This window comes from Streptomyces lavendulae subsp. lavendulae (assembly GCF_002803845.1).
GTDB classification, from domain to species: domain Bacteria; phylum Actinomycetota; class Actinomycetes; order Streptomycetales; family Streptomycetaceae; genus Streptomyces; species Streptomyces lavendulae.
In genome coordinates this window covers 2,075,278-2,098,177 of record NZ_CP024985.1, presented here as the reverse complement: position 1 = coordinate 2,098,177, position 22,900 = coordinate 2,075,278, and the positions used below count along the sequence as shown (strand labels likewise).

Annotated in this window: 18 protein-coding genes; 9 read left to right on the top strand and 9 right to left on the bottom strand. The window is 72.2% G+C overall.

Translation table 11 applies throughout. The annotated features are described in order from the left end of the window. The first annotated feature begins 205 nt into the window (after nucleotides 1-205). The 5 genes from SLAV_RS08835 to SLAV_RS08815 all read left to right on the top strand — a co-directional run bounded on the left by SLAV_RS08835 (nucleotide 206) and on the right by SLAV_RS08815 (nucleotide 7,021). A complete protein-coding gene (locus SLAV_RS08835) occupies nucleotides 206-1,291 on the top strand; it encodes a phytanoyl-CoA dioxygenase family protein (protein WP_030237642.1) in 1,086 nt (361 codons plus the stop codon). Continuing rightward, nucleotides 1,273-2,610, top strand: a complete 1,338-nt coding sequence (locus SLAV_RS08830; protein ID WP_051841308.1) for a DUF6271 family protein — start codon at nucleotides 1,273-1,275, stop codon at nucleotides 2,608-2,610. The genes SLAV_RS08835 and SLAV_RS08830 overlap by 19 nt, the downstream gene beginning before the upstream one ends. After that, nucleotides 2,607-4,391, top strand: a complete 1,785-nt coding sequence (locus SLAV_RS08825) for a condensation domain-containing protein (protein ID WP_030237637.1) — start codon at nucleotides 2,607-2,609, stop codon at nucleotides 4,389-4,391. Before SLAV_RS08830 ends, SLAV_RS08825 begins: the two co-directional genes overlap by 4 nt. Next, complete coding sequence (locus SLAV_RS08820) at nucleotides 4,388-5,635, top strand: MFS transporter (protein ID WP_030237636.1); 1,248 nt, start codon at nucleotides 4,388-4,390, stop codon at nucleotides 5,633-5,635. Before SLAV_RS08825 ends, SLAV_RS08820 begins: the two co-directional genes overlap by 4 nt. 93 nt (nucleotides 5,636-5,728) lie before the next feature. After that, a complete protein-coding gene (locus SLAV_RS08815) occupies nucleotides 5,729-7,021 on the top strand; it encodes an NAD(P)/FAD-dependent oxidoreductase (RefSeq protein WP_234333817.1) in 1,293 nt (430 codons plus the stop codon). A gap of 36 nt (nucleotides 7,022-7,057) precedes the next feature. On the opposite strand, the gene SLAV_RS08810 is transcribed toward SLAV_RS08815, so the two are convergent. The 7 genes from SLAV_RS08810 to SLAV_RS08780 form a co-directional block, all read right to left on the bottom strand. Next, a complete protein-coding gene (locus tag SLAV_RS08810; protein ID WP_030237631.1) occupies nucleotides 7,058-7,843 on the bottom strand; it encodes an enoyl-CoA hydratase/isomerase family protein in 786 nt (261 codons plus the stop codon). Then, the gene (locus tag SLAV_RS08805; protein ID WP_030237628.1) at nucleotides 7,840-9,087 is read right to left on the bottom strand and encodes a cytochrome P450; all 1,248 of its coding nucleotides are present in this window, start codon (nucleotides 9,085-9,087) and stop codon (nucleotides 7,840-7,842) included. Before SLAV_RS08805 ends, SLAV_RS08810 begins: the two co-directional genes overlap by 4 nt. Nucleotides 9,088-9,191: 104 nt before the next feature. Next, nucleotides 9,192-10,568 (bottom strand): cytochrome P450 family protein, encoded by a 1,377-nt coding sequence (locus SLAV_RS08800; RefSeq protein WP_030237621.1) that lies wholly within the window; start codon nucleotides 10,566-10,568, stop codon nucleotides 9,192-9,194. Between the two features lie 10 nt (nucleotides 10,569-10,578). Then, nucleotides 10,579-11,139 (bottom strand): GTP-binding protein, encoded by a 561-nt coding sequence (locus SLAV_RS08795; protein WP_030237619.1) that lies wholly within the window; start codon nucleotides 11,137-11,139, stop codon nucleotides 10,579-10,581. Nucleotides 11,140-11,143: 4 nt separating this feature from the next. Continuing rightward, nucleotides 11,144-11,539 (bottom strand): DUF742 domain-containing protein, encoded by a 396-nt coding sequence (locus SLAV_RS08790; protein ID WP_030237614.1) that lies wholly within the window; start codon nucleotides 11,537-11,539, stop codon nucleotides 11,144-11,146. Then, nucleotides 11,532-12,374: a roadblock/LC7 domain-containing protein gene (locus tag SLAV_RS08785; RefSeq protein WP_234333816.1), complete on the bottom strand. Its 843-nt coding sequence runs from the start codon at nucleotides 12,372-12,374 to the stop codon at nucleotides 11,532-11,534. The genes SLAV_RS08790 and SLAV_RS08785 overlap by 8 nt, the downstream gene beginning before the upstream one ends. Then, the gene (locus SLAV_RS08780; RefSeq protein ID WP_030237610.1) at nucleotides 12,371-13,618 is read right to left on the bottom strand and encodes an ATP-binding protein; all 1,248 of its coding nucleotides are present in this window, start codon (nucleotides 13,616-13,618) and stop codon (nucleotides 12,371-12,373) included. Before SLAV_RS08780 ends, SLAV_RS08785 begins: the two co-directional genes overlap by 4 nt. 1,436 nt (nucleotides 13,619-15,054) lie before the next feature. Between SLAV_RS08780 and SLAV_RS08775 the strand changes: the two genes are divergently transcribed. Continuing rightward, entirely contained in the window at nucleotides 15,055-15,249 is a 195-nt protein-coding gene (locus SLAV_RS08775) for a hypothetical protein (protein ID WP_234333815.1), read from the top strand. Nucleotides 15,250-15,647: 398 nt separating this feature from the next. Here SLAV_RS08775 and SLAV_RS08770 read toward each other — a convergent pair whose 3' ends face one another. Both SLAV_RS08770 and SLAV_RS08765 read right to left on the bottom strand, forming a co-directional pair. Beyond that, nucleotides 15,648-16,178: a hypothetical protein gene (locus SLAV_RS08770; RefSeq protein ID WP_030237607.1), complete on the bottom strand. Its 531-nt coding sequence runs from the start codon at nucleotides 16,176-16,178 to the stop codon at nucleotides 15,648-15,650. Nucleotides 16,179-16,392: 214 nt separating this feature from the next. Further along, nucleotides 16,393-17,553, bottom strand: a complete 1,161-nt coding sequence (locus SLAV_RS08765) for a magnesium and cobalt transport protein CorA (RefSeq protein WP_030237604.1) — start codon at nucleotides 17,551-17,553, stop codon at nucleotides 16,393-16,395. A 115-nt stretch (nucleotides 17,554-17,668) separates the two neighbouring features. Between SLAV_RS08765 and SLAV_RS08760 the strand changes: the two genes are divergently transcribed. From SLAV_RS08760 to SLAV_RS08750, 3 genes are all read left to right on the top strand, one after another. Next, the gene (locus SLAV_RS08760) at nucleotides 17,669-18,769 is read left to right on the top strand and encodes a winged helix DNA-binding domain-containing protein (protein ID WP_030237597.1); all 1,101 of its coding nucleotides are present in this window, start codon (nucleotides 17,669-17,671) and stop codon (nucleotides 18,767-18,769) included. Nucleotides 18,770-18,909: 140 nt separating this feature from the next. Further along, a complete protein-coding gene (locus SLAV_RS08755) occupies nucleotides 18,910-20,451 on the top strand; it encodes an AMP-binding protein (protein WP_030237591.1) in 1,542 nt (513 codons plus the stop codon). A 377-nt stretch (nucleotides 20,452-20,828) separates the two neighbouring features. Then, a complete protein-coding gene (locus SLAV_RS08750; protein WP_159038055.1) occupies nucleotides 20,829-22,886 on the top strand; it encodes a hypothetical protein in 2,058 nt (685 codons plus the stop codon). The last annotated feature ends 14 nt before the right edge of the window (nucleotides 22,887-22,900 follow it).

Here is a 22,900-nt window from a genome sequence, read left to right as displayed (position 1 = left end):
GATCGGCGCGGTCCACGCAACCGCGCCACGGCGTGACCATCCGTCCGTGCCGTCCGCCACCGGCCTCCGCCGAGGGTCGCGCCGCGCTGTCCCGCCGCCGAGGACGCGCGTGTCCCCGCCGCCCCTCCCCCCCAGCTTCCGACGGCGCGGCCACGCGCGCCGCCGCGCCGAACCGCCGCCCCGACTCCCTTTCTGGAGGGACCGCATGACGACACCCGCTCCACGCCGCCGCCCCCGTCTCCACCGCGCCGCCTCGGACCTGCCGTACTTCAGCGCGGACGGCGAGTCCTACCTCGCCCAGACCACCCTGCGGGAGCTGAAGAAGTCGCGACCGCTGCGGGTGCTGTCCGAGGAGGACTTCGCCCACTGGCAGACGTACGGCTACGTCATCGTCCGCGAGGCGGTCCCGGCCGAAGCGGCGCGCCGCCTGCTCGACTTCACCTGGGAGTTCCAGGGCCTCGACCCGGACCGGCCGGAGAGCTGGTACGAGGACCGGCCGATGCGCTCCGACCTGGACCGGCAACTGCACGTGTACGGCTTCGTGGAGGCGTACCACCACCAGCTCCTGTGGGACAACCGGCAGGCGCGGCGGGTCTACGACGCCTTCGTCGACGTGTGGGACTGCGAGGAACTCTGGGTCACCCAGGACCGGCTCAACCTCAACCCGCCCAACACCGGCAACCGCGACCGCGCCCTGATCGAGCCCACGGACCGCGGCTTCGACATCGAACTGCACTGGGACATCGACACCACGCTCGGCGTCCCGCCGCAGCGGGTCCAGGGGATCATCGCGCTCAACGAGACCCGGCCGGAGACGGGCGGCTTCCAGTGCAGCCCCGAACTGTTCCGCCGGTTCGACGCCTGGAAGGCCGGACAGCCCGCCGACCGGGACCCCCTGCGGCCCGGCGCCGACCGGACCGAGTACCCCGTCGTACGCCCCGACCTGCACCCCGGGGACCTGCTGATCTGGAACGGCCTGCTCGCCCACGGCGTGGCGCGCAACGTCTCCCGGGATCAGGTGCGCGCGGTCCAGTACCTGTCGATGATGCCGGCCCTGGAGGAACACGAGCGGCTGCGGCACTCCCGCGTCGACGCCTGGCGGCACCTGCGGACCCCGCGCTGGAACCGCACCCTGGTCGGCGACCCCGTACTGCACGAGTCCCGGCGCTACCCCACGGCCACCCTGAACGAGCTCGGCAGCCGGCTGCTCGGGCTCACGTCCTGGAACGAGCCGGGCGCCGCGGCCCCCACCGACCAGAGCGGGGAGCCGGCGTGCGCCGTGTCTGCCTGACCCTTCCCACCAACCGCCCCTGCGCCGCCACGATCAGGGCCGTCGCCGAGGAGGCCGCGTACGGGGCCCGCCGGTTCGGCGCCGAGGTGCACCTCCTCGTCCTCGACTCCTGCGACGCCCCGGCGCTCGCCGGGCACCGGGAGACGGTCGCCGCCCTGCCCGAGGTTCCCGGGGTGGTCGTGCACCACCTCGACGAGGACGGGCAGCGGGCCTTCCTGCGCGAGGTGATCACCCGGTCCGGAGCCGCCGCGCCCGAACAGCTGCTCGACCTGATGCTGCCGTCCCGCGTCTCCTACGGAGCCTGCACCAACCGCGCCTTCCTCATCGCGGAGGCCCTGGGCTGCACCTCGGTCCACCGCCGGGACTCCGACAGCCGCTACCAGTACCTCGACGGGCAGCCGGTCTTCCCCCTCCACCACGAGCTGGCCTCCCTCGGGCGGCGCGCCGCCGACGTGTCCGCCCTCGTCACCCGCAGCAGGCTCGACCCCGCCTGCGCGGACCGGCCGGTGGCCCTGGTCGGCGGCTCCTTCGTCGGCGAGATGTCCGTGGACGTGGCGGAGATCCAGCGCCTCGACCCGTCCGTCTACGAGGACGTGGTGGGCCTCTCGGTCCCCGCGGACCACCCGGAGATCTGGCGCAGGAACCTGATCGCGGAGTCCTTCAGGGGCGCCGGGACCACCGCGTTCGGCGGCGACCGCACCACCCTCACCAGCGTCAGCCCGACACGCGTCGACATGTGCAACATCGCCCTCGACCGGGAGGTCTACGGCCGGGTGCCGCTGCCGCCGGCCACCGACACCATCGGCAGCGACTACTTCCTCCTCCACCTGGTCCACGACGCACGGCTGCCGGGCGTCCTCCACAACCGGCACATCGTCAACTTCCACACCGGCGAACGCCGTTCCGACGAGGGCTTCCTCGCCTACCAGCTGCGCTTCGCCAAGTTCCTCCTCCTCGGCCCCCACCTCGACACCGTGTACGCCGCGACGAGGCGCGCCGGGGACGCGCTGCTCGACCCCGACGGCCACGTCCGCACCGCCGCCGTCGCCGCCCTGCTCAGGGACGGCGCCCGCACGGCCCCCGCGGAGGGCGCCAGACGGCTCGACGTCCTAGACCGCTCGTACCGGACCCTGGGCGGCCGCTACGCCACGGCCGCCGACGCGCTCACCGCCCGCCGCGACCGGCTCCTCGACGAAGCCCGCCGGGACATGGAGGACTTCGCCCTCCTGGCCGACGCCTGGCAGGACCTGACCCGCGCGAGCCGCACGCACGGCCGCCCGGTCCCGCAGCACCGGGAGTCCGCGCGATGCACCGCATGAGCCGCCCCCGCACGCCGGGGAGCACGCACACCCTCACCGTCACCTACGCGGGCGGGGAGGAGCGCCGGGGCCCCGTCACGATGGGGCAGGCCAACATGATCCGCTGCATGCTGCGGGACGAGCCCGCCCACATCAACATCCACGACGTGTGGCCGGTCCCCGTGGGGACCCGGACGGACTCGGTGGTCGAAGCCCTGCGCTCCCTCGTCGTACGGCACGAGGCCCTGCGCACCACCTTCCCGCACGCCCCCGGCGGCACGCCCCGCGAGCAGGCCGTCGCGTCCGCGGGACGGTTCGCCGTCACCGTCCTCGACCACGCGGAACTCCCCGACGACGTCCTCGGGTACGCCGAGTCGCTGGCCCGCCGGGCCCGCGAGGAACGCTTCCACCTGGACCGGGACTTCCCCCTGCGCATCCGCCTGCTGACACGCGCCGGCGCGCCCGTGTCCGTGGCCATGGCGGCCAGCCACGCCGTGACCGACGCAGGCGCCCTCGCCGTGCTGAAGGAGGAATGGCTCGCCCTGCTCGCGGGGGAGGAGCTCGGGCCGCCCGCCTCGCTCACCCCCCTCGACCTCGCCGCCGAGGAGGCCACCCCGGCCGGTCTGCGCACGTCCGAGGCATCGCTGCGGCACTGGGAGCGGATCATCCGCACCGGCCCCCAGGCGATGTTCGCGGAGCCGGGTGCCGAGGGCACCGAGGTAGGCACGCCCCTGCTCACCCTCCGGTCGCGGCGGGCCGCCCGCGCGCTGGCCCGGGTGGCCGCACGCACCGGCGCCCTGCCGTCCACCGTGCTGCTGACCGCCTGGTGCGCGCTCGTCGCCCACCGCGCCGGGCAGGAAGCCTGCGTCATCGCCGCCCCGACCTCCAACCGGTACCACCCCCGGCTCGCGCGCTCGGTGAACACCCTTTCCCAAGACGCCCTGCTCTCCCTCGACGTACGGGTGCCGTCCTTCGACGCGCTCCTCAAGAAGGCCTGGGGAGCCGCCCTCAACGCCTACCGGCACAGCCGGTTCGACGCGCTCCGCCTGTGGGAGGTGATCGACGGGGCCACCTACGAGCGCGGCAGCAGGTTCGCGCGCGACGTCGTGTTCAACGACGTGAGCACGCTCCCGCCCACCGTGGCCTCCCTCACCGCGGACGGCCCGCGGGCCGCCCCGGGGGAGTCCGGGGCCGCGGACCGGGACCCGGACGGGCCCGAGCTGGAGCTGACCTGGGGCCCCGAGCAGGTCCTGCCGACCCGCCTGCTCACCTTCGTCCACGCGACCGGCCCCCTGCTGCACCTCGGCATGTGGGCCGACCCCGAGCTGTTCGGGCGTGCGGAAGCAGAGGGCCTCCTCACCGGTCTGGTACGGCTCCTGGAAGCGGCCGCCACGCAGGACGTACCGCTCGCCTCGCTCACCTCGGCGACGGGGGTCCGGCCGGCGGAACGCGGCCCAGAGTGGCTCCGGGTGGACGGCTCCTGGACGTCGCCGCCGCTCGTGGCCGCCACGCTGAGCCGGGCCCTGGACGGCCTGCCCGTCCACGTCACCGCGGACGCCCCGGCCGGGAGCGCGCCGACGCGGAACGCCCTGACGGCGTACATCGCGGCGGGCGACACCCCGCTCACCCCGGCGCGGGCCCACGCCGCGCTGATGGACGCGCTCCCCGGCCGCCCCGGAGTACTGGCCCCGGGCCGGTACGTGATCGTCCGGCACCCGCCCGCGGAGGCGGACCGGACCCGTGCATGGCTCCACCGGCAGATACTCGGCGAAGGGACCGGCCGGCAGGCCGATGTGACATGACGATGGATGAGGCAACCGCGCAGCGGGACCGGCAGGCCCCTGCGCCCAGCCCGTGGCGCTCCGGCCGGTTCCGGCTGTTCTTCACCGCCCGCAGCACCTCGCTGCTCGGCGACGGCATGCTGATGGTGTCGCTGACCACCGCCGTGCTCGGCACGGGGTACGGGGCGTCCGGCGTCGGATACGCGCTCGCCGCGTGGATGGCGCCGATCGTGCTGCTCGTGCTGTTCGGCGGGGTCCTCGCCGACCGGTTCACCCCGCAGGTGATGATGGTCGGCGCGGACGTGGTGCGCACGGTGGTCATGCTCGCGCTGGCACTGCTGCTGGCCGGCTCCCACGTACGCCTGTGGCACGTCATGGCGCTGCTGGCCCTCAGCGGCGCCGCCACCGCCATGTTCCAGCCGGGCCTGGCGAGCCTGGTCCCCCGGGTCGCCGAGGACATCCAGCGGGCCAACGCCCTCCTGCGGATCTCCGAGGCCATCTGCACCCTGCTCGGCCCCGGCATCGCCGGTCTCCTCGTGGCCTACTGGAACGTCGCGGGATCCTTCGTGGTCATCGCGGCGGCGTACGCGCTCAGCGCCCTGGGCCTGGCGCCGCTGCGCGGGCTCGGCACCGCCCGGGACGCGAGCGACGCCCCGATGTGGCAGCGGCTGGCGACCGGATGGCACGAGTTCCGCTCCCGTGCCTGGCTGTGGGGGGTCATCTCCGTATGGGCGGTGTACGGCCTCTTCGTCTTCGGCCCGGCCCTCCCGCTGGGCGCGACCCTGCTCACCGAACAGCACGGCGCCGGGGGATACGGCTGGATCGCCTCGGCCGACGGCGCCGGGACGATCGTCGGCGGCCTGCTCGGCATGCGGGTCCGGCCCCGCCGCCCGCTCGTCGCGGGGGCCTGCGCGATGTTCTTCTTCTCCCTCAACCCCCTCGCCCCCGCGCTGGGCTGGAACTTCACCGTGACGGCCCTGACCGGGGCGGTGGCGGGCTGCGGGTTCGCGTTCTGGGGCGTCATGTGGGCGACGAGCGTGCAGTCCCACATCCCGCTGGCCGTGCTGAGCCGCGTCTCCGCCTACGACGTGGCCGGCTCCATCATGGTCATCCCCGTGGGCCGCGCCCTGGCGGGCCCGGCGGCCTCCGCCTTCGGGGCGGACCGGGTCCTGCTGTTCTCCTCGGCCGTGGGCGTGGTGTGCATCGGCGTGATGCTGAGCGTCCCGGCGGTCCGCGCCCTGAACCGGGCACCGGAGAAACCGTAGCCCGGTGACGGTCACCGGCGCCCCGGGACGCCTACAGTTGGGCATGTTCCTGACAGCGGCGCCGGTGCACCACCCGAAGGGAGCGATCAGCGCATGACCAACCCCGAGAGCTTGACCAACCCCGAGAGCGCGGGACACGACTACGACGTCGTCATCAGCGGAGCGGGCCCGGGCGGCAGCGCCGCGGCGATCCTGCTCGCCCGGCGCGGGGTCCGCGTCGCGCTGCTGGAGCGCCGCTCGGACCCCGGCGCGTACAAGGTGCTGTGCACCCACTCCCTCACGGCCAACGCCTACCCGGTGCTGGACGAACTCGGCCTCGTCCCCGCCCTCGAAGAGGCGGGGGCCGTCCGCAACGAGGCCCGCTGGTACACCCGCTGGGGCTGGATCGAGCCGAGGGCCGTGCCGGGCGGGCCCGGGCTCCCGTACGCGTACAACATCCGGCGCAGCGTCCTCGACCCGCTGATCAGGGCCCGTGCGGCGGGTACCCCCGGCGTGGACCTGCTCGCCGGCCACCGGGTGACCGGGCTGGTCCGGGAAGCAGGGCGGACCGTGGGCGTGCGCGCGTCCACGCCGAAGGGCGAACGGGAGATCCGGGCCCGCCTGGTGGTCGGCGCCGACGGCAAGGACTCGGCCGTGGCCACGCTCGCCGGGGTGCCCACCCGGCTGCACGAGAACGGCCGCTTCGGCTACCTCGCCCACTTCCGCGGCCTCCCGCTGCCCGGCGGGATCGGCCGGACCTGGTTCCTCGAACCCGACATGGCCTACGCGTTCCCCAACGACGACGGGGTGACGGTCCTCGCGGTGCTCCCGGACAAGAAGCGGCTGCCCGCCTTCCGGGAGGACCTGGAGGGGAGCTTCCTCTCGTTCGTCCGCGCCCTGCCCGAGGCGCCGCCCGTGGACTCCGCCGAACGCGTCAGCAAGATCATCGGAACGGTCGACTACCCCCTGGTCACCCGCGATCCGACCGCCCCGGGCATCGCGCTGATCGGTGACGCCGCCCTGACCGGGGATCCGCTGTGGGGGGTGGGCTGCGGGTGGGCCCTGCAGTCCGCGCAGTGGCTGGCCGAGGCGGTCGCCCCCGCGGCCACCGGCCGGGGCGACCTCGACCGATCCCTCGCGGCGTACGCCCGTACCCACCGCCGCCGGCTGCGCGGCCACCAGAACCTGGCCGTCGACTTCGCCAGGGCCCGCCCGTTCAACCCCGGGGAACGGCTGGTCTTCTCGGCGGCGGCCCGCGACGAGGCGATGGCGCGGCACATGTACCTGTTCGCCTCCCGCCTGATCGGCCCGCTGCGCTTCCTGAACCCCGCAGCGCTGGCCAGGGCCGCCGCCGTCAACATCGGGTACCGCCGGGCGTCCGCGCCGGCCACGCGCGCGGGCACCTGACCCGACGGGCCGGACGCCCGCGGCGGCCCGGGGGGATCAGCCCCCGGCGTGCCCGCGGAGGGCGGCCGACAGGAGATGGGAGTCGAGCAGGGAGACGTCCGCGGTCCGGTCCGCCCGCGCGAAGCCGGCCAGCATCCGTTTGGTCAGCACGAGCGCTTCGGGCGAACGCCGCACGAGGGGCCTGGTCCAGGAGTCGATCACCTTGTCCAGCCGGTCGAGCGGGGCGGTCCGGTGGAGCAGACCGATCCGCTGGGCGGTGTCGGCGTCGAAGACGTCACAGGTGAGCATGAGCTCGCGGATCCTGGAGGTGCCGGCCTCGGAGACCAGGCGCCCCATCGCCCCGCCCCACGCCGGCGGCAGCCCGATGCCGACCTCCGGCATGCGGAAGCGGCTGTCGTCGGCCCCCGCGCGCAGATCGCAGAAGGCGGCGAGGGCCAGGCCCGCGCCGATGACCCGCCCGTGCAGCCGGGCGATGGTGACCGCGTGGGTGGTCTCCAGGGCCTGGCACAGGCGGTGCGCCTTGTCGGCGATGCGCCGCAGGGCCGCCCCCGACGGATCGTCGGCCAGCGCCTCCCGGTACTCGTCGCGGTCGGCACCCAGGCAGAAGTCCGGACCCAGCGACGACAGCGTCAGGATCCGGACGTCGGGTCTCTCGTGGAGGTCGTCGAGCAGGGAGATGAGGTCGTCGAGGACCGCGGTGTCCAGCGTGTCGTCCTGCCCCCACGGGTTGAGGCGGACGTGCAGGACGGGGCCGTCCTGCTCGGCACGGATCGCCTTGGGCGCGGTCCGGGTGCGCACGGGGGAGGGGGTGCATTCGGTCATGCGAGGGCCACGTCCAGGTTCAGGAGGCGCCGGAACGCCACGCGGGGCGCCATCGACGGGGGGCGTACGAGGGTGAGACGGGGAAGGCGCCGGATCAGCTGGCGGAGCAGGGTCTGGGCTTCGAGGCGGGCCAGCGGCGCGCCGAGGCAGTAGTGGATGCCGCCGCTGAAGGCGAGGTGGCCGGGTACGCGTGCGGGGTCGAACCGGTCCGGGTCACCGTGCCTGGCCGGGTCCCGGTGCGCCGCCCCGACCATGAGGTGGACCATCTCGTCCCGGCGGATCTCGATGCCCCCCAGTACGGTGTCGTGCGGGGCGACCCGGCTGATCACGTGGGTGGGCGGGTCGTAGCGAAGCGTTTCTTCAACGAACCCGGGGACGAGGTCCGGGTCGTCGGCGACCATGTCCCAGCGCTCCGGGCTCTCGACGAGCCGCAGCGTCATCGTCGACAGGAGGGTCGCCGTGGTCTCCAGGGCGGCCAGCAGGACGAACAGCACCAGGAAGTAGACCGCCTCGTCGGCCTTGTCCCGGTCGGGCTCGATCTCGTCCCACGTCCGGATCCACCCGGTGACCGGGTCGTTCCCGGGGTGGGAGCGCCGGTCGCGCACCAGCTCCATGAAATAGGCGCGGAGTTCGGCGGTGGCCGTGTCGGACAGGGCCAGCTGGCTGGCCGACGGCAGCAGTTCCTGGGTGAAGACCTGATCGTGCGTCAACTGGCGGAGCATGGCCCAGTCGGCCCGCGGCAGTCCGAGCCAGTCCCCTATGGTGGCGACCGGCAGCTCCTCGCAGACGAGCTCCGCGAAGTCCGCCTCGCCGGTGCGTATTCGCTCGGTGAAGGCGTCGAGGAGCCGATCCGCGCTCCGTTCCACATTGCGGCCGATGCGCTCCACGGTGGACCGGTCGAACGTGCCCGCCGCCCGGCGCACCCTGGTGTGGTCCGGGGCGTTGAGGGCGGCGAGCGTGTTGCTCATCTCGCGCGAGGAGGGCGCGTTCCAGCGCGTCCCGGGCCCCTGGCGCTCCCGCCACTCCCGGTCGGGCTCCAGCCACTGACGGCTGCGCAGGACCTGGTCGCAGGCGGCGAAGCCGGTGACGGCGAAGCCGCCCCAGGGGGCGGGGACCACCTCACCCCGCGCGAGGAGCTCGGCGTATATCGGGAAGGGGTCGGCCTGCCCTCTTGCCGTCCGCAGACGGGAGAAGAGGGAGGCGGACGCCCGGCGGTCGTACGACGGAGTTGTGGCAACCCCCATGACGGCGGCTCCTTTCTGAGAACCAGCCGCCATGCCTACCCACATGATCGTTAGAGCATCCACTACCACGGAGTACGCAGGAGGTTACTAGAATCACACTCGGCTCACTCGCCCCTGGTCCAGGCCAGGAAGCGGCTGAACAGGCCGCCCTTGGGCTGCGGCGCGGCACCGGTGTTCGTGCGCGAGGGGCCGACGGTGGGCGAGGAGACCGCCGCCTGCTGCTGCGAGGTCTGGCCCGCGTTCGTACCGGCCGGCTTGGACGCCTGGGGGGCGGCCCTCGGGGTGAAGCGGATCGGGAGGGTGACCAGGGTGCGGCTCCACGGACTCGGCGCCCAGGTGAGCGACTTGAACGGGACGCGCATCTCCACGTCGAGAAGCTGGTTGAGCAGCGTCTCGACGGCGGTCACGGTGATCATGAAAGCCGGGTCCTTGGCGGGACAGGCGTGCGGACCCGCCCCGAACGCCAGGTGCGCCTTGGCACTGAGCTGTTCGCGGTGTTCGGTCAGCTTCGGGTCCGTGTTGGCCGCGGCGAACGAGATGAGCACCGGGTCGTTGGCCCGGACCACCCTGTCGCCGAGCTCGACGTCGTGCGTCGGGTAGTGGGCCGCGTAGTTGGCGATCGGCGCGTAGTTCCAGAGGGTCTGGGAGACCGCGTCCTCGACCGGGAGGCCGACCTGCCAGTCCTCCCCGAGGTACAGGGCGCTGCTGGTGCCGATGGCCGCGGCCAGCGGCGCGGTGCCGCCGGAGAGCAGGGTGACCAGCTGGTGCAGCACCTCCTCGTCGCTCAGCTGGGCCGGGTGCTCCATCAGACGCGTCGTCAGGTCGTCCTTCGGGCGCCGCCGCTTGAGGGCGATCAGCTCGGTGAGCGCCCCGCCGAGCACCTCGTCGGCCCCGGGGGTCCCCTCGAAGATGCCGCTGATCCCGGCGATCACGCGGTCGCCGATCTCGGGCGGGCAGCCGAACAGCTCGCTGAAGACCAGCAGGGGCAGCGGCTGGGCGTACTCGGCCATCAGCTCCGCCTGGCCGCGGATGTCCGTACTGAACTGGCTGATCAGGTAGCTGGCGGACTGCTGCGTCTGCCGGATGAGCTGGTGCTCGTTGACGGTCGCGAGACTGTCGGTCACCGCCCCGCGCAGCCGGGCGTGTGCCGCGCCGTCGCTGAAGAGGGCGTTGGGGCGGTAGCCCATCATGGGCAGGGCCGGGCTGCCCGCCGGGACGCGCCCTTCGTTGAGGGCGTTCCAGCGGCGGGAGTCGCGCACGAAGGAGGCGGGGTTCTGCAGGACGTACAGGGCGGCGTCGTAGCTGGTGACGAGCTCGGCCTGGACGTCGGGGGCGATGTCCACGGGCGCGCTGGGTCCGTAGTGGCGCAGCTGCGCGTAGTGGCTGTCGGGGTCGGCTCCGAACGAGGGACCGTACATCTGGACGTTCCCGTGCGCGGGGCAGCCGGGGGGTATCTCCATCGGTTCACGTGGCTGTTGCATTCCTGCGCTCCTAGCCGAGTTGGGACATGAGGTGTTTCACGAGGGTGATGAGGGCCTGCGCCGAGGAGTTCTCGTCCCGTACGTCGCACTCCACGACAGGGGTCTCGTCGGTGAGGTTCAGCGCTTCGCGCACCTCGTCGAGCGGGTAGTGCGTGGTGCCCTCGAAGTGGTTCACGGCGATGGCGTACGTCAGGCCGAAGCGCTCGACGAGGTCCAGGACGGGGAAGGACTCGTGCAGCCGCTCCGGGTCGACCAGGACGAGCGCGCCCAGCGCGCCCCGGGAGAGCTCCTCCCACATCTCCTTGAAGCGCTCCTGGCCGGGCGTGCCGAAGAGGTAGAGCACCAGGGTGTCGCTGAGGGTCAGCCGGCCGAAGTCCATGGCGACGGTGGTGGTCGTCTTGTCGGGGGTGCCCGACAGGTCATCGAAGCCCACGCTGGCCTCGGTGATCTCTTCCTCGGTCCGCAGGGGCTCGATCTCGGAGAGGCTGCCGATGCAGGTGGTCTTGCCGACCCCGAAGTGCCCCACAATGAGGATCTTCACCGCGTGGGAGACATCTGGATCCAGGTACACGCGTTTACGCTCCGAATCGATTCTTCAGGCCTTCGAGCACGGCGCTGACCAGTTCTCTGTCGACACGTTCGGCGCGCGGTATCGGTGTCCTCGCGAGGATGAGGCTGTCTTCCTCCAGCTGCGCCAGCAGGATGCGGACCACGCCCAGGGGCAGGTGCGTGTGCCCCGCCACCTCGGCCACGGACAGGAATCCGTCCGCGACCAGGTCCATGACCTGCCCCGCTTCCGGGGACAGCGTGCGCGCCGCGACCTGTCCGTTCTCCGCCCCCGTCGCCGTCACGAGCGTCGTGTGCTCGTACTCGTGGTCCGGGGGCAGCGCCCGTCCGTTCGTGATCACGAAGAGGGGGACTAACGGAGACGTCAGCTCCAGCTCTTCGTCCTGTCCGGGCCCCTCAGGCATGTGCCGTCCCCTTCGCCGGTGTCGCCGCCGCGGTCAGTCTGGGAACCACCGAGTGCAGCCGGGTGGTGAGCTCCTCGATGTCACAGGCCTGTTCGGCGGCGGCGGCCAGGAAGGCGTCGGGGCCGGCGGCCAGGAGGAAGATCCAGCCGTGCTGGAACTCGATGACCGTCTGACGCCATTCCGCGTCCTCGGCGGCCCCCGCGAACTGGGAGGTGACCCGGCTGTAGGCGTGGATGCCCGTCATGGCCGCGGAGATGGTGTCCGCCAGGTCACGGCTCATCCCGGTGGTCGCCCCGCGGGGAAGGCCGTCCGATCCCAGCAGTACCGCGTGCCGGGCGCCCTTGACCTCGGACACCACCCGGTCGAGCGCGCCGAGGACGAACTTCGCGTCACCGGGGCTCTGCCGCCGGGGCTGGTCCCCCCGCGCTCCTCCGGCGTCCTCGTGGCCCACCCGCGGCGGCGAGGTGAGGTTGTTGCCCAGTCGGGCGACGAGGCGGTGCATGCGGAAGGAGATCTGCTGCATGTCCACATCGGGCGCGGCCGCGGCGGCGAGGTACGAGCCCTGCCCCGCACCGATCAGGAAGTTCCAGCCGTGCGAGAACTCGATGATGGTCTGGTTCCACTGCCGGTCCTTCTCCGGTCCGGCGAAGTGGGCCGTCGCCCGGCTGAGCGACTGCATTCCGGCCATGGCGGCGGAGATGGTGCGCACATCGTTCTCGGCCAGGCCTTCCGTCGCACCGCGAGGGAGGCCGTCCGCGGACAGCAGGACGGCGTGACGTGCGCGGGGCACGTTGTGCACGATGTCCTCAAGCATCCACGACAGGTCTGCGGTCATGCGTCTTCGGGCCCTTCGAACGAGGTGGCGTCAAGGTTGCGGCCGGAGAGCGTGCCGCGCTGGAAGGCCCCCAGGCTGCGCCCGGAAGCGCGGCCCGTCTCTTCCGGGCTCCGTGGCGCCGCCCAGGTGGTGTCGGGGCGGGGCTCGGGATCGGGGACGCTGGCGATGGGCGCCTGGCGCGCGCCGCGCTTGGGCAGACCGTGCATCGTGCGCGACGGGGCGCTCGGGGGCGCGCTCTGGGGTGCGCTGTGCGGCGCGCTGTGGGGCGCGCTGTGGGGCCGGTTCTCGGAGGCGCGCCGGATGTTGCTGACCGGAGCCTCCTGGACGGGCGGTATCTCCTCCATGGTCCACAGCTCCTCGGGCAAGAGGACGACGGCCCTGACGCCGCCGTACCGGGAGACTCCGGTGACGTCCACCTTGAAGCCGTGCTGACGTGCAATCAGGCCGATTACGGGGAAGCCGAACTTGGGCTGGGTGCCGAGCTGCGACAGGCGGGGAGCGATTTCCCCGGAGAGCAGCGCGGTCGCCCGCTGCCGGTCCTCGTCGTTCATGCTGACGCCGGCGTCGTCGATGACGATGCACAGGTTGTTCTGGACCCGCTGGAACGTCACCTCGATCGGCGCGTCGTGCTGCGAGAAGCTGGCGGCGTTGTCGAGCAGCTCCGCCACGGCGAGCGCGACGGGCGCGACCGCGGACGCCTTGAGGGCGAGACCGGTCTGCTGCATGATCGCGACCCGGTGGAAGTTGCGGATCTGGCCCTGGGCACTGCGCACCACGTCGTAGACGCTGGCGGGCCGGTTGCGCCGGCCGAGCGGCGCACCGCACATGACGGCGATGCCCTGGGCCTTGCGCGCCATCTGGGCGTTGGCGTGGTTGACGTCCAACAGGTCGCTGAGGACGGCGTGTCCACCGTACTTGCGCTGGATGCCGTCCAGCAGCGTCGTCTGCTCGGCGGCGAGGCTCTGCAGGAGACTGGCGGCACCCTTGAGGACGGACTTGGTGTTCTCCTCCGCCGCTTCCTTGGCCTCGCGGAGCGTGGCGTCCTGCTCGTTCCGGAACCTCTGCAGCTCGGCGCGCGACGCGTGCAGGTGGCTGTCCGCCGCGAGCAGCTGGTGCCTCAGTTCGGCCTCGGTGTGCTCCTTCTTCGCCTCCAGCGCTCTGTTGCGGGCGACGAGTGCCACGACCGCGGCAACGGCTATCGCCGCCACCGCAACCAAGCACCACACAAGTGCGTCTCGATTCATGGAAACCTTTCCCGGCGCATGGCGTGCGGACGGCTGCAGATACACCTCGCGAGGCCCCGCAACACAGCTGATCGGCGCGGTTCACCTGCTGCTACGCGAGGAACATGCCGCCGATCGCAAATCAGCATCTGCGTCAAAATGGATCAAGATCACAGATGCGGGGATGCTATCACCCGGATCTCGGCCCCCTCGACGCCCGCTTTGGCCCCTCATACGCCCAACCCGACTACCACAGCTGCGGGTTGACATGCCGTTTCACCCCCGCATCCGCCGCCGGCCGCCGCCCCCGCCACCGCTCTGTTAAGCAGTTCTTCACGGGAGGCCCGACATTCCCTCACATCCACCTGAGACACCGTCAACGGCGCGGAAGCAACCAGTTCACCGATACCGAGTCTTGCCCTGTTCGTGATCACCTCGTGAGGATCGGATGGAGAAATCCGTGATGGGGGTGTTACCGCGGGTTTCGCCCCGTAGCGGGGGAGTTGAAGCGGGCCGGCCTTGCGGCAGAGAACCCCGGCACGGTCACCGGGGAGCCGAACCGACTGCGCAAGCAGGTGCGTGAACCGGAGCCGGAGAGGGAAGTCTCTTCACGACCACTCCGCATTCCACGAAGGGGCAGGTCGCTATCCGGCCACTGCCAACTGATTTCGGCCAATAGGTGGAGCGGGTGGCATGCGGCAGCCGTCCGGTGTTCCCCGTATCACTCGGAATCCGAGGAAAACCGCGCGACGGCCGGAACCGCCGCGGAAGCGAATTCACCACACTCGCAAGGGACGTGGCGGTGATGCAGCGAAATCACCTTTCCGCCCGCCGGAAACGAGTGCCCGCATCCGGCGGCTGCCGTCCCGTGAACACGTGCGCACCGACTCGGCCGACGGGGCTGTGCTCCACCCCGACCGCAGTCCGCAACTACGTCAGCGTCGTTCGCTGAGCCCTGCCGCGTGCACGACCCGACCCGGTCCACGGGGAGGCGAGCCCCACCGTTCCGGAACCGCATTCCGCAAGCAACCGGAAGGCGTTCGTGAGCTTCTCCCTACGAGGCAGGTGCAGCTCCTCACCGGGCGTCTCTACTTCGCCCTGCCCGAGGGTGGCAAGACGCGCATCGTCGACACGCCCCGGTCGGTGGCCACGGAACTGGGCGCGTACTTCCTCGACCATCCGGCGGGCGACGTCGAGCTCCCCTGGGGCGGACCGGAGCCCCGACCGGGAGAAGCAGAGCCTCCCGCTCGTCCTCACTGCGACGTACGCAACGCCATCAGCGCCAACATCTTCAACGATGAGGCCTGGAAGCCGGCCCTCGCTGCGGCCGGAGTCATTCCCGCACGGGAGAAGGGTGCGCGGTGGAAGGCTTCGCGCGAGGACGGCTTCCACGTGCTCCGGCACACTTACGCCTCCGTCCTCCTCGAAGCGGGCCAGTCCACCGTCACGCTCGCCCGGTGGCCCGGTCACTCAAGTCCGACCACGCCCTCCACTCCTACGCCCACTTCATGCCGGAAGCGGGCGGCAAGGGACGTGCGGCCATCCGCGCGCTGCTCGGCACGGTGCCCGAGTACGTACCTGAGGGCCTCGCCGTTCTCGGTTGCCAGGCGTTCCCCAGCCGTAACCATGGCCGCCCGGAACTCGGGAGGTGAGCCCTGTCCGTTCCGGAACCGGGTCTGTGCAAGAGCAGGAACACCTTCGTGAGCTCCCCGGTGCGAAACCAGGAGATCACGCCGCCAGGAAACCCTCTGCGGGAGCGGGCGGCAGTCCACAACAGGTCAGGGATCCGCTCACCACGACCGTCCAGCACCCGGTCGAGCCTCGCGGATTCGGGTTTCGGCGTCCGTCCGGGGCACTTCGAGGGCCAGACACACAGCCAACGCGGAGGCGCCCCAGTCGCTGGTGTGCGTGGCCAGTTCGGCGAAGACCTCCTCCTCGTCCCGTCCGGCGGCCGGCATTTCGCGGGCCTCCAGGACCAGATTGTCCTCGCCTTCCCCATGGCTCCCGGCGTCGGGGACTTGAATGAACGTCCGCGACGACGGCGCTGCGTTCAGCGGCAGAGCTCCATGATGGTGTCGTCGAAGTCGGGGAACTCCTGAGCCGCCAGCTCGATTACGGCTGCCGCCGACCGACGCTGGTTCGGTGCGAACCCTTCGGCAATGGATGCCAACTCCGGATTGGGGTGCGCCTTCCAGTCGGGCTCGTAGGAGGTTGCGGCTTCCCAGGGGCCGAAGCCGTCGGCCAGGAGCCACAGGAAGTCGCCCAGGTCGCGGGCGACGACACCGGTCTCGCCCTCGGATCCGAGGAAGACGACGGGCTGCTCGGCCAGTGGCCGGCTCGGGCGGATGAGCCAGATCGCCGCGTACCCGCCCGTGCCGTCCTGTCCGAACACGCGGAAGTCGTTGCCGTCCAGTTCGCTGTTCCCGGTCCATGCCTGGAACCAGTCGGTGGTCTCGGCGGCGGACAGGAAGGCCGGGAAGGGTTCGAAGTCGACCCCGGTCTTCCCGTCGGCGTAGTCGAATCGAACGGCCATCGCAGTGGCGAGCGCGGCGGGGAACTGGCGGTCATCGGTGGGCTTCACGGAGACAGGCTAGACAGGGGGTCGGACATCGACGCCCTCCGCAACCTCGTACCGTCGAAGGTGATCGGCGATGCGGGAGGGCCGGCGTCAAGGTGCGGGGGAGTGCCTGGCCTGGGCGGGCTGCGCATTCTCCCCAGATTCTCCCCAGGGGGCCCTGCGGGCTGCCTCTATGCGTCCGCAAGAGCCAAGTTGATCAACGGTGTCGATGCGCCGGCTACAGCCAGTCGCGTTTCTTGAAGATGACGTACAGGCTGACGCAGACCACCGCCATCAGCAGGATCGCGAAGGGGTACCCCGCCGCCCAGTGCAGTTCTGGCATGGTCTCGAAGTTCATGCCGTAGATCGTTCCCACCAACGTGGGTGCGAAGAGGATGGCGGCCCAGGAGGAGATCTTCTTGATCTCCTCGTTCTGTTCGAAGCCGGCTTCGGCCAGGGCGCGCATTTCGGCGTTCTGTTGTTGGGAGACGAGGGTGGCGTTGACCGTGAGGATTTCGGTGAGGGCCTGGCGGAATCCGTCGACGCGTTCGCTGGTGTGGGTGACGTGGTCCGCCACGTCGCGGAGGTAGCGCTGGAGCTCCTCGTCCGTGCCGTACTTGGCGAAGCCGGCCATCAGGGCGTGGAGCATGCCGACCAGGGGGCGGGTGGCGCGCTGGAACTCGACCATTTCGCGGGAGAGTTCGTAGATGCGGCGGGAGACCTCGGGGTCGCCGCGGAAGACCTCGGTCTCGATCTCGTCCATGTCGTTCTGGACGCCCGCGACGACGGGCGCATAGCCGTCGACCACGGCGTCGAGGATCGCGTAGAGCGCCGCTTCCGGGCCCAGGGAGAGGAGGTCCGGGGTCTCCTCCATGCGGCGGCGGACCGCGGAGAGGTCGGGGGCGGCGCCGTGGCGGACCGTGATCAGGAAGTCCGGGCCGACGAAGACGTGGAGTTCCCCGAAGTCGACCTCCTCCGGGGCGTCCAGGTAGCGGGCCGCGCGCAGGACCACGAAGAGGGTGTCGCCGTAGCGCTCCAGCTTGGGGCGCTGATGGGCTTCCAGGGCATCCTCGACCGCGAGCGGGTGGAGGTTGAACTCGGCGGCGAGGGAGTGGAGTTCGGACTCCGTGGGGCGGTACAGGCCGATCCAGGCCATGCCGCCGTGCTGTTCGCGCAGCTGGCGGAAGGTGTCGGCGAGGGTGGCGGGGGAGGCGACCCGGCGGCCGTCGCGGTAGACCGCGGAGTCGATCACGCTGCGGTGGTCCGGGGGGACGGGCGCCAGGGACCCCGCCGGGCCGGAGGCGGCGGGCGGGGGCGGCGAGGAGGGGCCGGACGGGCGCAGCCACCCCGAGCGCTTCGCGGGCAGGGAGGAGGGGCGGCGGTCTGGGCGCTCCGGCATCGCAGGTCAGCTCCCGGTCGAACGGGTGTTTACGGGCAAAGGGCAGGATATAGGGCGGGGAGGGGGAGGGGGATTGCGGACAGGGGATGTCCGCAAGGAGGGTTAGCGTGGGTTTATGGCCTCCACGACGCACCCCGTACTCGGTATCCGCTCGCTGAACCGTGCCACGCTCGCCCGGCAGCTGTTGCTGAGCCGCGCCGAGATGTCCGCGGAGGATGCCGTCACGCACCTCATCGGACTCCAGGCCCAGAACGTCAAGCCGCCCTACTACCAGTTGCACGCCCGGCTCGCCGGGTTCGGGCCCGGCGTGCTGTCGGGGCTCATGGAGTCCCGGGAGGTGGTCCGGATGGTGACCGTGCGTTCGACCATCCATACGCACACCGCCCGCGACGCACTCACCCTGCGCCCCCTCGTCCAGCCGGCCCGCGACCGCGAGGTGGGCTACTTCCGCAAGGGACTGGTCGGGGTGGACCTCGTACGGCTCGCCGCCCGCGCCCGGAGCTTCGTCGAGGAGGAGGCGCGGACCATGGGGGAGATCCGAGAGGAGCTGCTCCGGGAGTGGCCCGCGGCCGACCCCCAGTCGCTGTCCGTGGCCGCCCGCTGCCTGCTCCCGCTCGTGCAGGTCACCCCCCGCGGGGTGTGGGGGCGCAGCGGGCAGGTGCGGCTGACCACCGTCGAGCGGTGGCTGGGCGCGAACGCCGACGGGGTGCGGGCGCAGACGGTCGACGACGTGGTGCTGCGCTACCTCGGCGCCTTCGGGCCCGCCTCCGTCAAGGACATGCAGACCTGGGCCGGTCTCACCCGCCTGCGCCCCGCCTTCGAGCGGCTCCGGCCCCGGCTGCTCGTCTTCCGCGACGAGAACGGGGCCGAGCTCTTCGACCTCCCCGACGCGCCCCGCCCCGACGCCGACACCCCGGCGCCGCCCCGCTTCCTCCCCGAGTTCGACAACCTGCTGCTCTCCCACGCCGACCGTGCCCGCGTCATCGCCCCCGAGCACAAGGGCCGCGCCTGGACCGGGAACCAGTCCCACTGCACCCTGCTCGTCGACGGGTTCCTGGCCGGGCTGTGGCGGACGGAGGGCGACGGGCTGGTCGTGGAACTGTTCGGGAGGCACCCCCGGGGCGTCGAGGAGGAGATCGTCGCCGAGGGGGAAGCGCTGCTCGCCGGGATGGGCGGGGGTCCGGGGCCCGTGCGCTTCGGGTCAATCCGCGGCTGACGCCACCCTGGTGGAGCGCCCGTCCGGCACGGCACGATGCCCTCATGATCGGAGTTCGGCGCCGCCGACGGCCCCCGCCGCGCGGTGCCGTTCCTCCGTACGGGTGTTCTGGCGATCCGGGATTCAGGAGTGAGTGGGCTATGCGGGTTCCTATGACTGTTGCGGACTTCCTCGACCGGGCCGAGCTGGGGTTCCCGTCCAGTGCCGGAGTGATCGACGAGCCGGACCAGCCCGGCGCGCCGGTGCCCGTGTCGACGTACGGGCGGCTGGGCGAGCGCGTGCGGGCCTGGCAGGCGGGCTTCGACGCGCTCGGTGTCGGGGAGGGCGAGAGAGTGGCCGTGGTGAGCCACAACTCGGCCCGGCTGCTGGAGCTGTTGTTCGCGGTGCCGATGAGCGGGCGCGTCTGCGTACCGGTCAACTTCCGCCTCAAGCCCGAGGAGGTCGCGTACGTGGTGCGGCAGAGCGGGGCCTCGGTCCTGCTCGTCGACCCGGAGCTGGACGGCGCGCTGTCCGGAGTCACGGCGCGCCACCGGTTCGTCCTGGGCGAGCAGACAGAGACCGAGCTGATGCGCTTCGGCGTCGAGCCGCGCCCGTGGTCGAAGCCCGACGAGGACGCCACCGCGACGATCAACTACACGTCGGGCACCACCGCCCGCCCCAAGGGAGTGCAGCTGACGCACCGCAACATCTGGGTCAACGGGCTGACCTTCGGCCTGCACACCCGCGTGTGGGAACGCGACGTCTACATGCACACGCTGCCGATGTTCCACTGCAACGGCTGGGGAATGCCCTACGTGATGGCCGGACTCGGCGTCAAGCAGGTGGTCCTGCGCAAGGTCGACGGCGGCGAGATCCTGCGACGGGTCGAGGAGCACGGCGTCACCCTCATGTGCGGGGCGCCGGCCGTGTGGAACGCGGTCCTCGACGCGGCGGCGACCTGGGAGGGGGAGATCCCGGGCCGCGACCGGGTGCGCGTGGTGTGTGCCGGCGCCCCGCCGCCGAGCCGGATGATCCAGCGGATGGACGAGGAGATGGGCTGGGAGTTCACCCAGATCTACGGCCTGACCGAGACCTCGCCCCTGCTCACCTTCAACCGGGCCCGGCCCTCCGACGCGGAGCTGCCCGCCGAGGAGCGGGCGCGCAAGCTGTCGCGCGCCGGACTGCCCGCGCTCGGGGTCAAGCTGAAGGTCTCCGGGTCCGGTGAGGTCCTGGCGCGCTCGAACGTGGTGCTCGACGGCTACTGGGACAAGCCCGAGGAGACCTCGGCGGCGCTCCGGGACGGCTGGTTCCACACCGGCGACGGCGGCGACCTCGACGAGGCCGACGGGCACCTGACGATCTCCGACCGGAAGAAGGACGTGATCATCACCGGTGGCGAGAACGTGTCGTCGATCGAGGTCGAGGATGTGATCTTCGGCCACCCGGCGGTCGCCGAGGTCGCCGTCATCGGCGTGCCGCACGAGAAGTGGGGCGAGACGATCAAGGCGCTCGTGGTCCTCGCCGAAGGAGCCGAGGCGGGGGAGGCCGACATCATCGCCCACTGCAAGCAGCGGATGGCCGGCTACAAGGCGCCGACGAGCGTGGAGTTCCGCGAGGCGATCCCGCGCACGGCCACGGGCAAGATCCAGAAGTTCAAGCTCCGCGAGCCCTACTGGTCCGGTCTGGACCGGGAGGTCAACTGATCCGCCATCCGCCATCCGCCATCCGCCATCCGCCATCCGCTATCCGCTATCCCGCGATCTGCGCGCGGGCCGGCCAAGGGCGGGCGCGGGCGGGCCGTCGTGTCCGCCCGTGTCCGCCCGGGCCCGCCCGCGTCGTCCGGACCAGGTCCGATGAACGTTCCGAAACCAAACAGATGACCACCGAGCCGGGGGCTGTGCAAAACACGTCACATTCCGGCTCGGTTGTGCCACCATGATTCCGCTGAAGGTGCGTGATCCCGGTTACATGTCGGGCGACAGCCGGGTTTCGGAACCGCTGGGCTTGAGCATTTCCGGCGGTTTGTACGGGGGGCGGGAGTCGGTGGATGCGGGGGACCCGTATTGATCAAGCATGCCCGGTGTGCGGAACTCCCGAAGAGGGGGACCTGTGCGCGGTCTGCCGGTGGCGGATGCGGGGCGAGCTGGTCCTGGGGGAGCTGACCGAGTGGGACGTGCGCCGGGCGGCCGACGCCCTGGCGGCCGCCGCGCACGCCTGGGACGTACGGGCGGCGGCGCTGAGCGGGAGCGCCGGAGCGGGTGCGCATGAGGGTGCGGGAGCGGGTACGGGCGTGTCTACGGACGCCTCCGCGCGGCTCGCGGCGGTGGTCCGGGGAGGGTTACCGGGGGCCGGGCAGGACGAGCGGGGGGCGGAGTGCGTACCGCAGTACCGGCCGGTGGGTCCGGGGGAGGGTACGCCGGTTCAAGGGCCGGCCGAATGGCTTGAAATACTCGATGATTTGATCTTCGGGCGGTCCCGGGAACTGCTGTTCTTCGAATTCGGTCCCGATCGCGTAAACGTGATCAAGGCATACCTCGACGGAAACGGAATACCCCGGCAGAAGGACGCCGGGAGCGCGGAATGGGACTCCCTCGTCCCCGCTCTGGACCCCCACCCGGAAATCCGCCGGTTCCAGCTGGCCGGAGGCATCGGCGAGATATCCCCGGTCGGCCGGAGGGATTTCGACGCGGCCGTGCTGCGCTGGCTGACGGAGTCCTTGCCCCCGCCCCGCGACGGCTCCACGGTGCTGCTGGTGAGCCGCCCCGGCTGGACCCTGCTGGACCGGGCCGCCGCCGCGTTCCGCCGCACCCGCCCCCCACGGGCCGAGCTGCTCCGCCGGGGCGGGGACGCGTACGGCGTCACGACGGCGGACGCCGTGCGGGGGGTGCTGCGCACCGCACCGCTCCCCGTGGACCACTCCCTGCTGCTGGCGCGCGCCGACCGGCGGACCGGCGCGGTGGACGTGCACCGCCACGTGCTCTTCCCCGCGGGCGTCCGGCTCCGCCACGGGGCGGACGCGACCGCCACCGTCACGGTGCACGGCGGGGTCACCGGGACCTCCGTGCTCCTGCCCGTACTGGCAGGCCCCCCGGCGGGCGAGGACACGGGCCCGGGCCCGGCGGTCCTCGGCGTGGGGCGGGCCGCCCTCGGGCCCCTGGAATCGGCCCGGCTCACCTTCGTCCTGCGGGGACCCGGGGAGGTGGCCCTCGCCGGGCCCGGCGACGGCACCCGCCCGGCGGGCGACGGCGGGAGCACGGAAGGACGGCACCCGCCCGGCACGACTGCCCCCGGCACGACCGCCCCCGGCACGACCGGCCCCGCCCCGACCACCCCCGGCGCTACCGCCCCCGCCCCCACCCCCCTGGACCCCACCCCCCTGGACCTGACCGCGCTGCTCACCCGCCTCCCCCGGCGGATCGTCCGCCCCCCGCGGCTGGAGGTCTTCTGCACCGTCGAGCTGAGCGGGGCGGACGCCGCCGAGACCGAGGAGCGGCTGGCCTTCGTCCGGGACCTCATCTGTTCCCTGGCCCGCGACCCCGGCACCGGCGGCGGCCTGCGGGTCGGCGCCGTTGGCCACTACGACCACGCGATCCACGAGAACGGCTACGCCCCCCGGCCGGTCCTGCTGATGCCGCCGGTCCCGGCCGGGCCCGCCGTGGCCGCGCTCCACGCGCTGGACACCTGGCACCCCGCCCGCCGCCGCCAGGACACGGTGTCCTCGCTGGAGGACGCGCTCACGGCACTGGTGCCCCTCGCCACGGCGCCGCCCCGCGCCGGCGAGGCCGTACGACGGGTCGCCCTCATCGTCGCCCGCAGGCCCCCCGCGCCGCCCCGGCAGCACGGCATGGTGCCGTCCTGCCCCCTCGGCGCGGACTGGCGGGCCGAACTCGACCGGCTGCGCGCCGCCGGAGTCCACGTGCTGACCAGGGCGGACCCCCAGACCGGGCCGCCGACGCCCCCCGACCGCGCTCGCGCCGCCGTCCAGCGGTACGAGGCGACCGCGTGGGCCGAACTGTCCCGCGGGGGATCCTTCCGCCCCGGCGCGGACCCGGCCGCCGACGTGGCCAAGGCCCTCAGCCCGACCTGGCAATGGGAGGGCCCGCCCTGCCCGTTGGCCTTCGCCAGCCCCTTGCTGTGACCGACCGTACCGGC

Excerpts from the sequence above, each read along its gene's own strand:
- SLAV_RS08790 (WP_030237614.1), bottom strand. The coding sequence starts at position 11,539 with ATGCCTGAGGGGCCCGGACAGGACGAAGAGCTGGAGCTGACGTCTCCG.
- SLAV_RS08820 (WP_030237636.1), top strand. The coding sequence starts at position 4,388 with ATGACGATGGATGAGGCAACCGCGCAGCGGGACCGGCAGGCCCCTGCG.
- SLAV_RS08825 (WP_030237637.1), top strand. The coding sequence starts at position 2,607 with ATGAGCCGCCCCCGCACGCCGGGGAGCACGCACACCCTCACCGTCACC.
- SLAV_RS08765 (WP_030237604.1), bottom strand. The coding sequence starts at position 17,553 with ATGCCGGAGCGCCCAGACCGCCGCCCCTCCTCCCTGCCCGCGAAGCGC.
- SLAV_RS08805 (WP_030237628.1), bottom strand. The coding sequence starts at position 9,087 with ATGGGGGTTGCCACAACTCCGTCGTACGACCGCCGGGCGTCCGCCTCC.
- SLAV_RS08755 (WP_030237591.1), top strand. The coding sequence starts at position 18,910 with ATGCGGGTTCCTATGACTGTTGCGGACTTCCTCGACCGGGCCGAGCTG.
- SLAV_RS08780 (WP_030237610.1), bottom strand. The coding sequence starts at position 13,618 with ATGAATCGAGACGCACTTGTGTGGTGCTTGGTTGCGGTGGCGGCGATA.
- SLAV_RS08760 (WP_030237597.1), top strand. The coding sequence starts at position 17,669 with ATGGCCTCCACGACGCACCCCGTACTCGGTATCCGCTCGCTGAACCGT.
- SLAV_RS08815 (WP_234333817.1), top strand. The coding sequence starts at position 5,729 with ATGACCAACCCCGAGAGCTTGACCAACCCCGAGAGCGCGGGACACGAC.
- SLAV_RS08800 (WP_030237621.1), bottom strand. The coding sequence starts at position 10,568 with ATGCAACAGCCACGTGAACCGATGGAGATACCCCCCGGCTGCCCCGCG.
- SLAV_RS08785 (WP_234333816.1), bottom strand. The coding sequence starts at position 12,374 with ATGACCGCAGACCTGTCGTGGATGCTTGAGGACATCGTGCACAACGTG.
- SLAV_RS08810 (WP_030237631.1), bottom strand. The coding sequence starts at position 7,843 with ATGACCGAATGCACCCCCTCCCCCGTGCGCACCCGGACCGCGCCCAAG.
- SLAV_RS08835 (WP_030237642.1), top strand. The coding sequence starts at position 206 with ATGACGACACCCGCTCCACGCCGCCGCCCCCGTCTCCACCGCGCCGCC.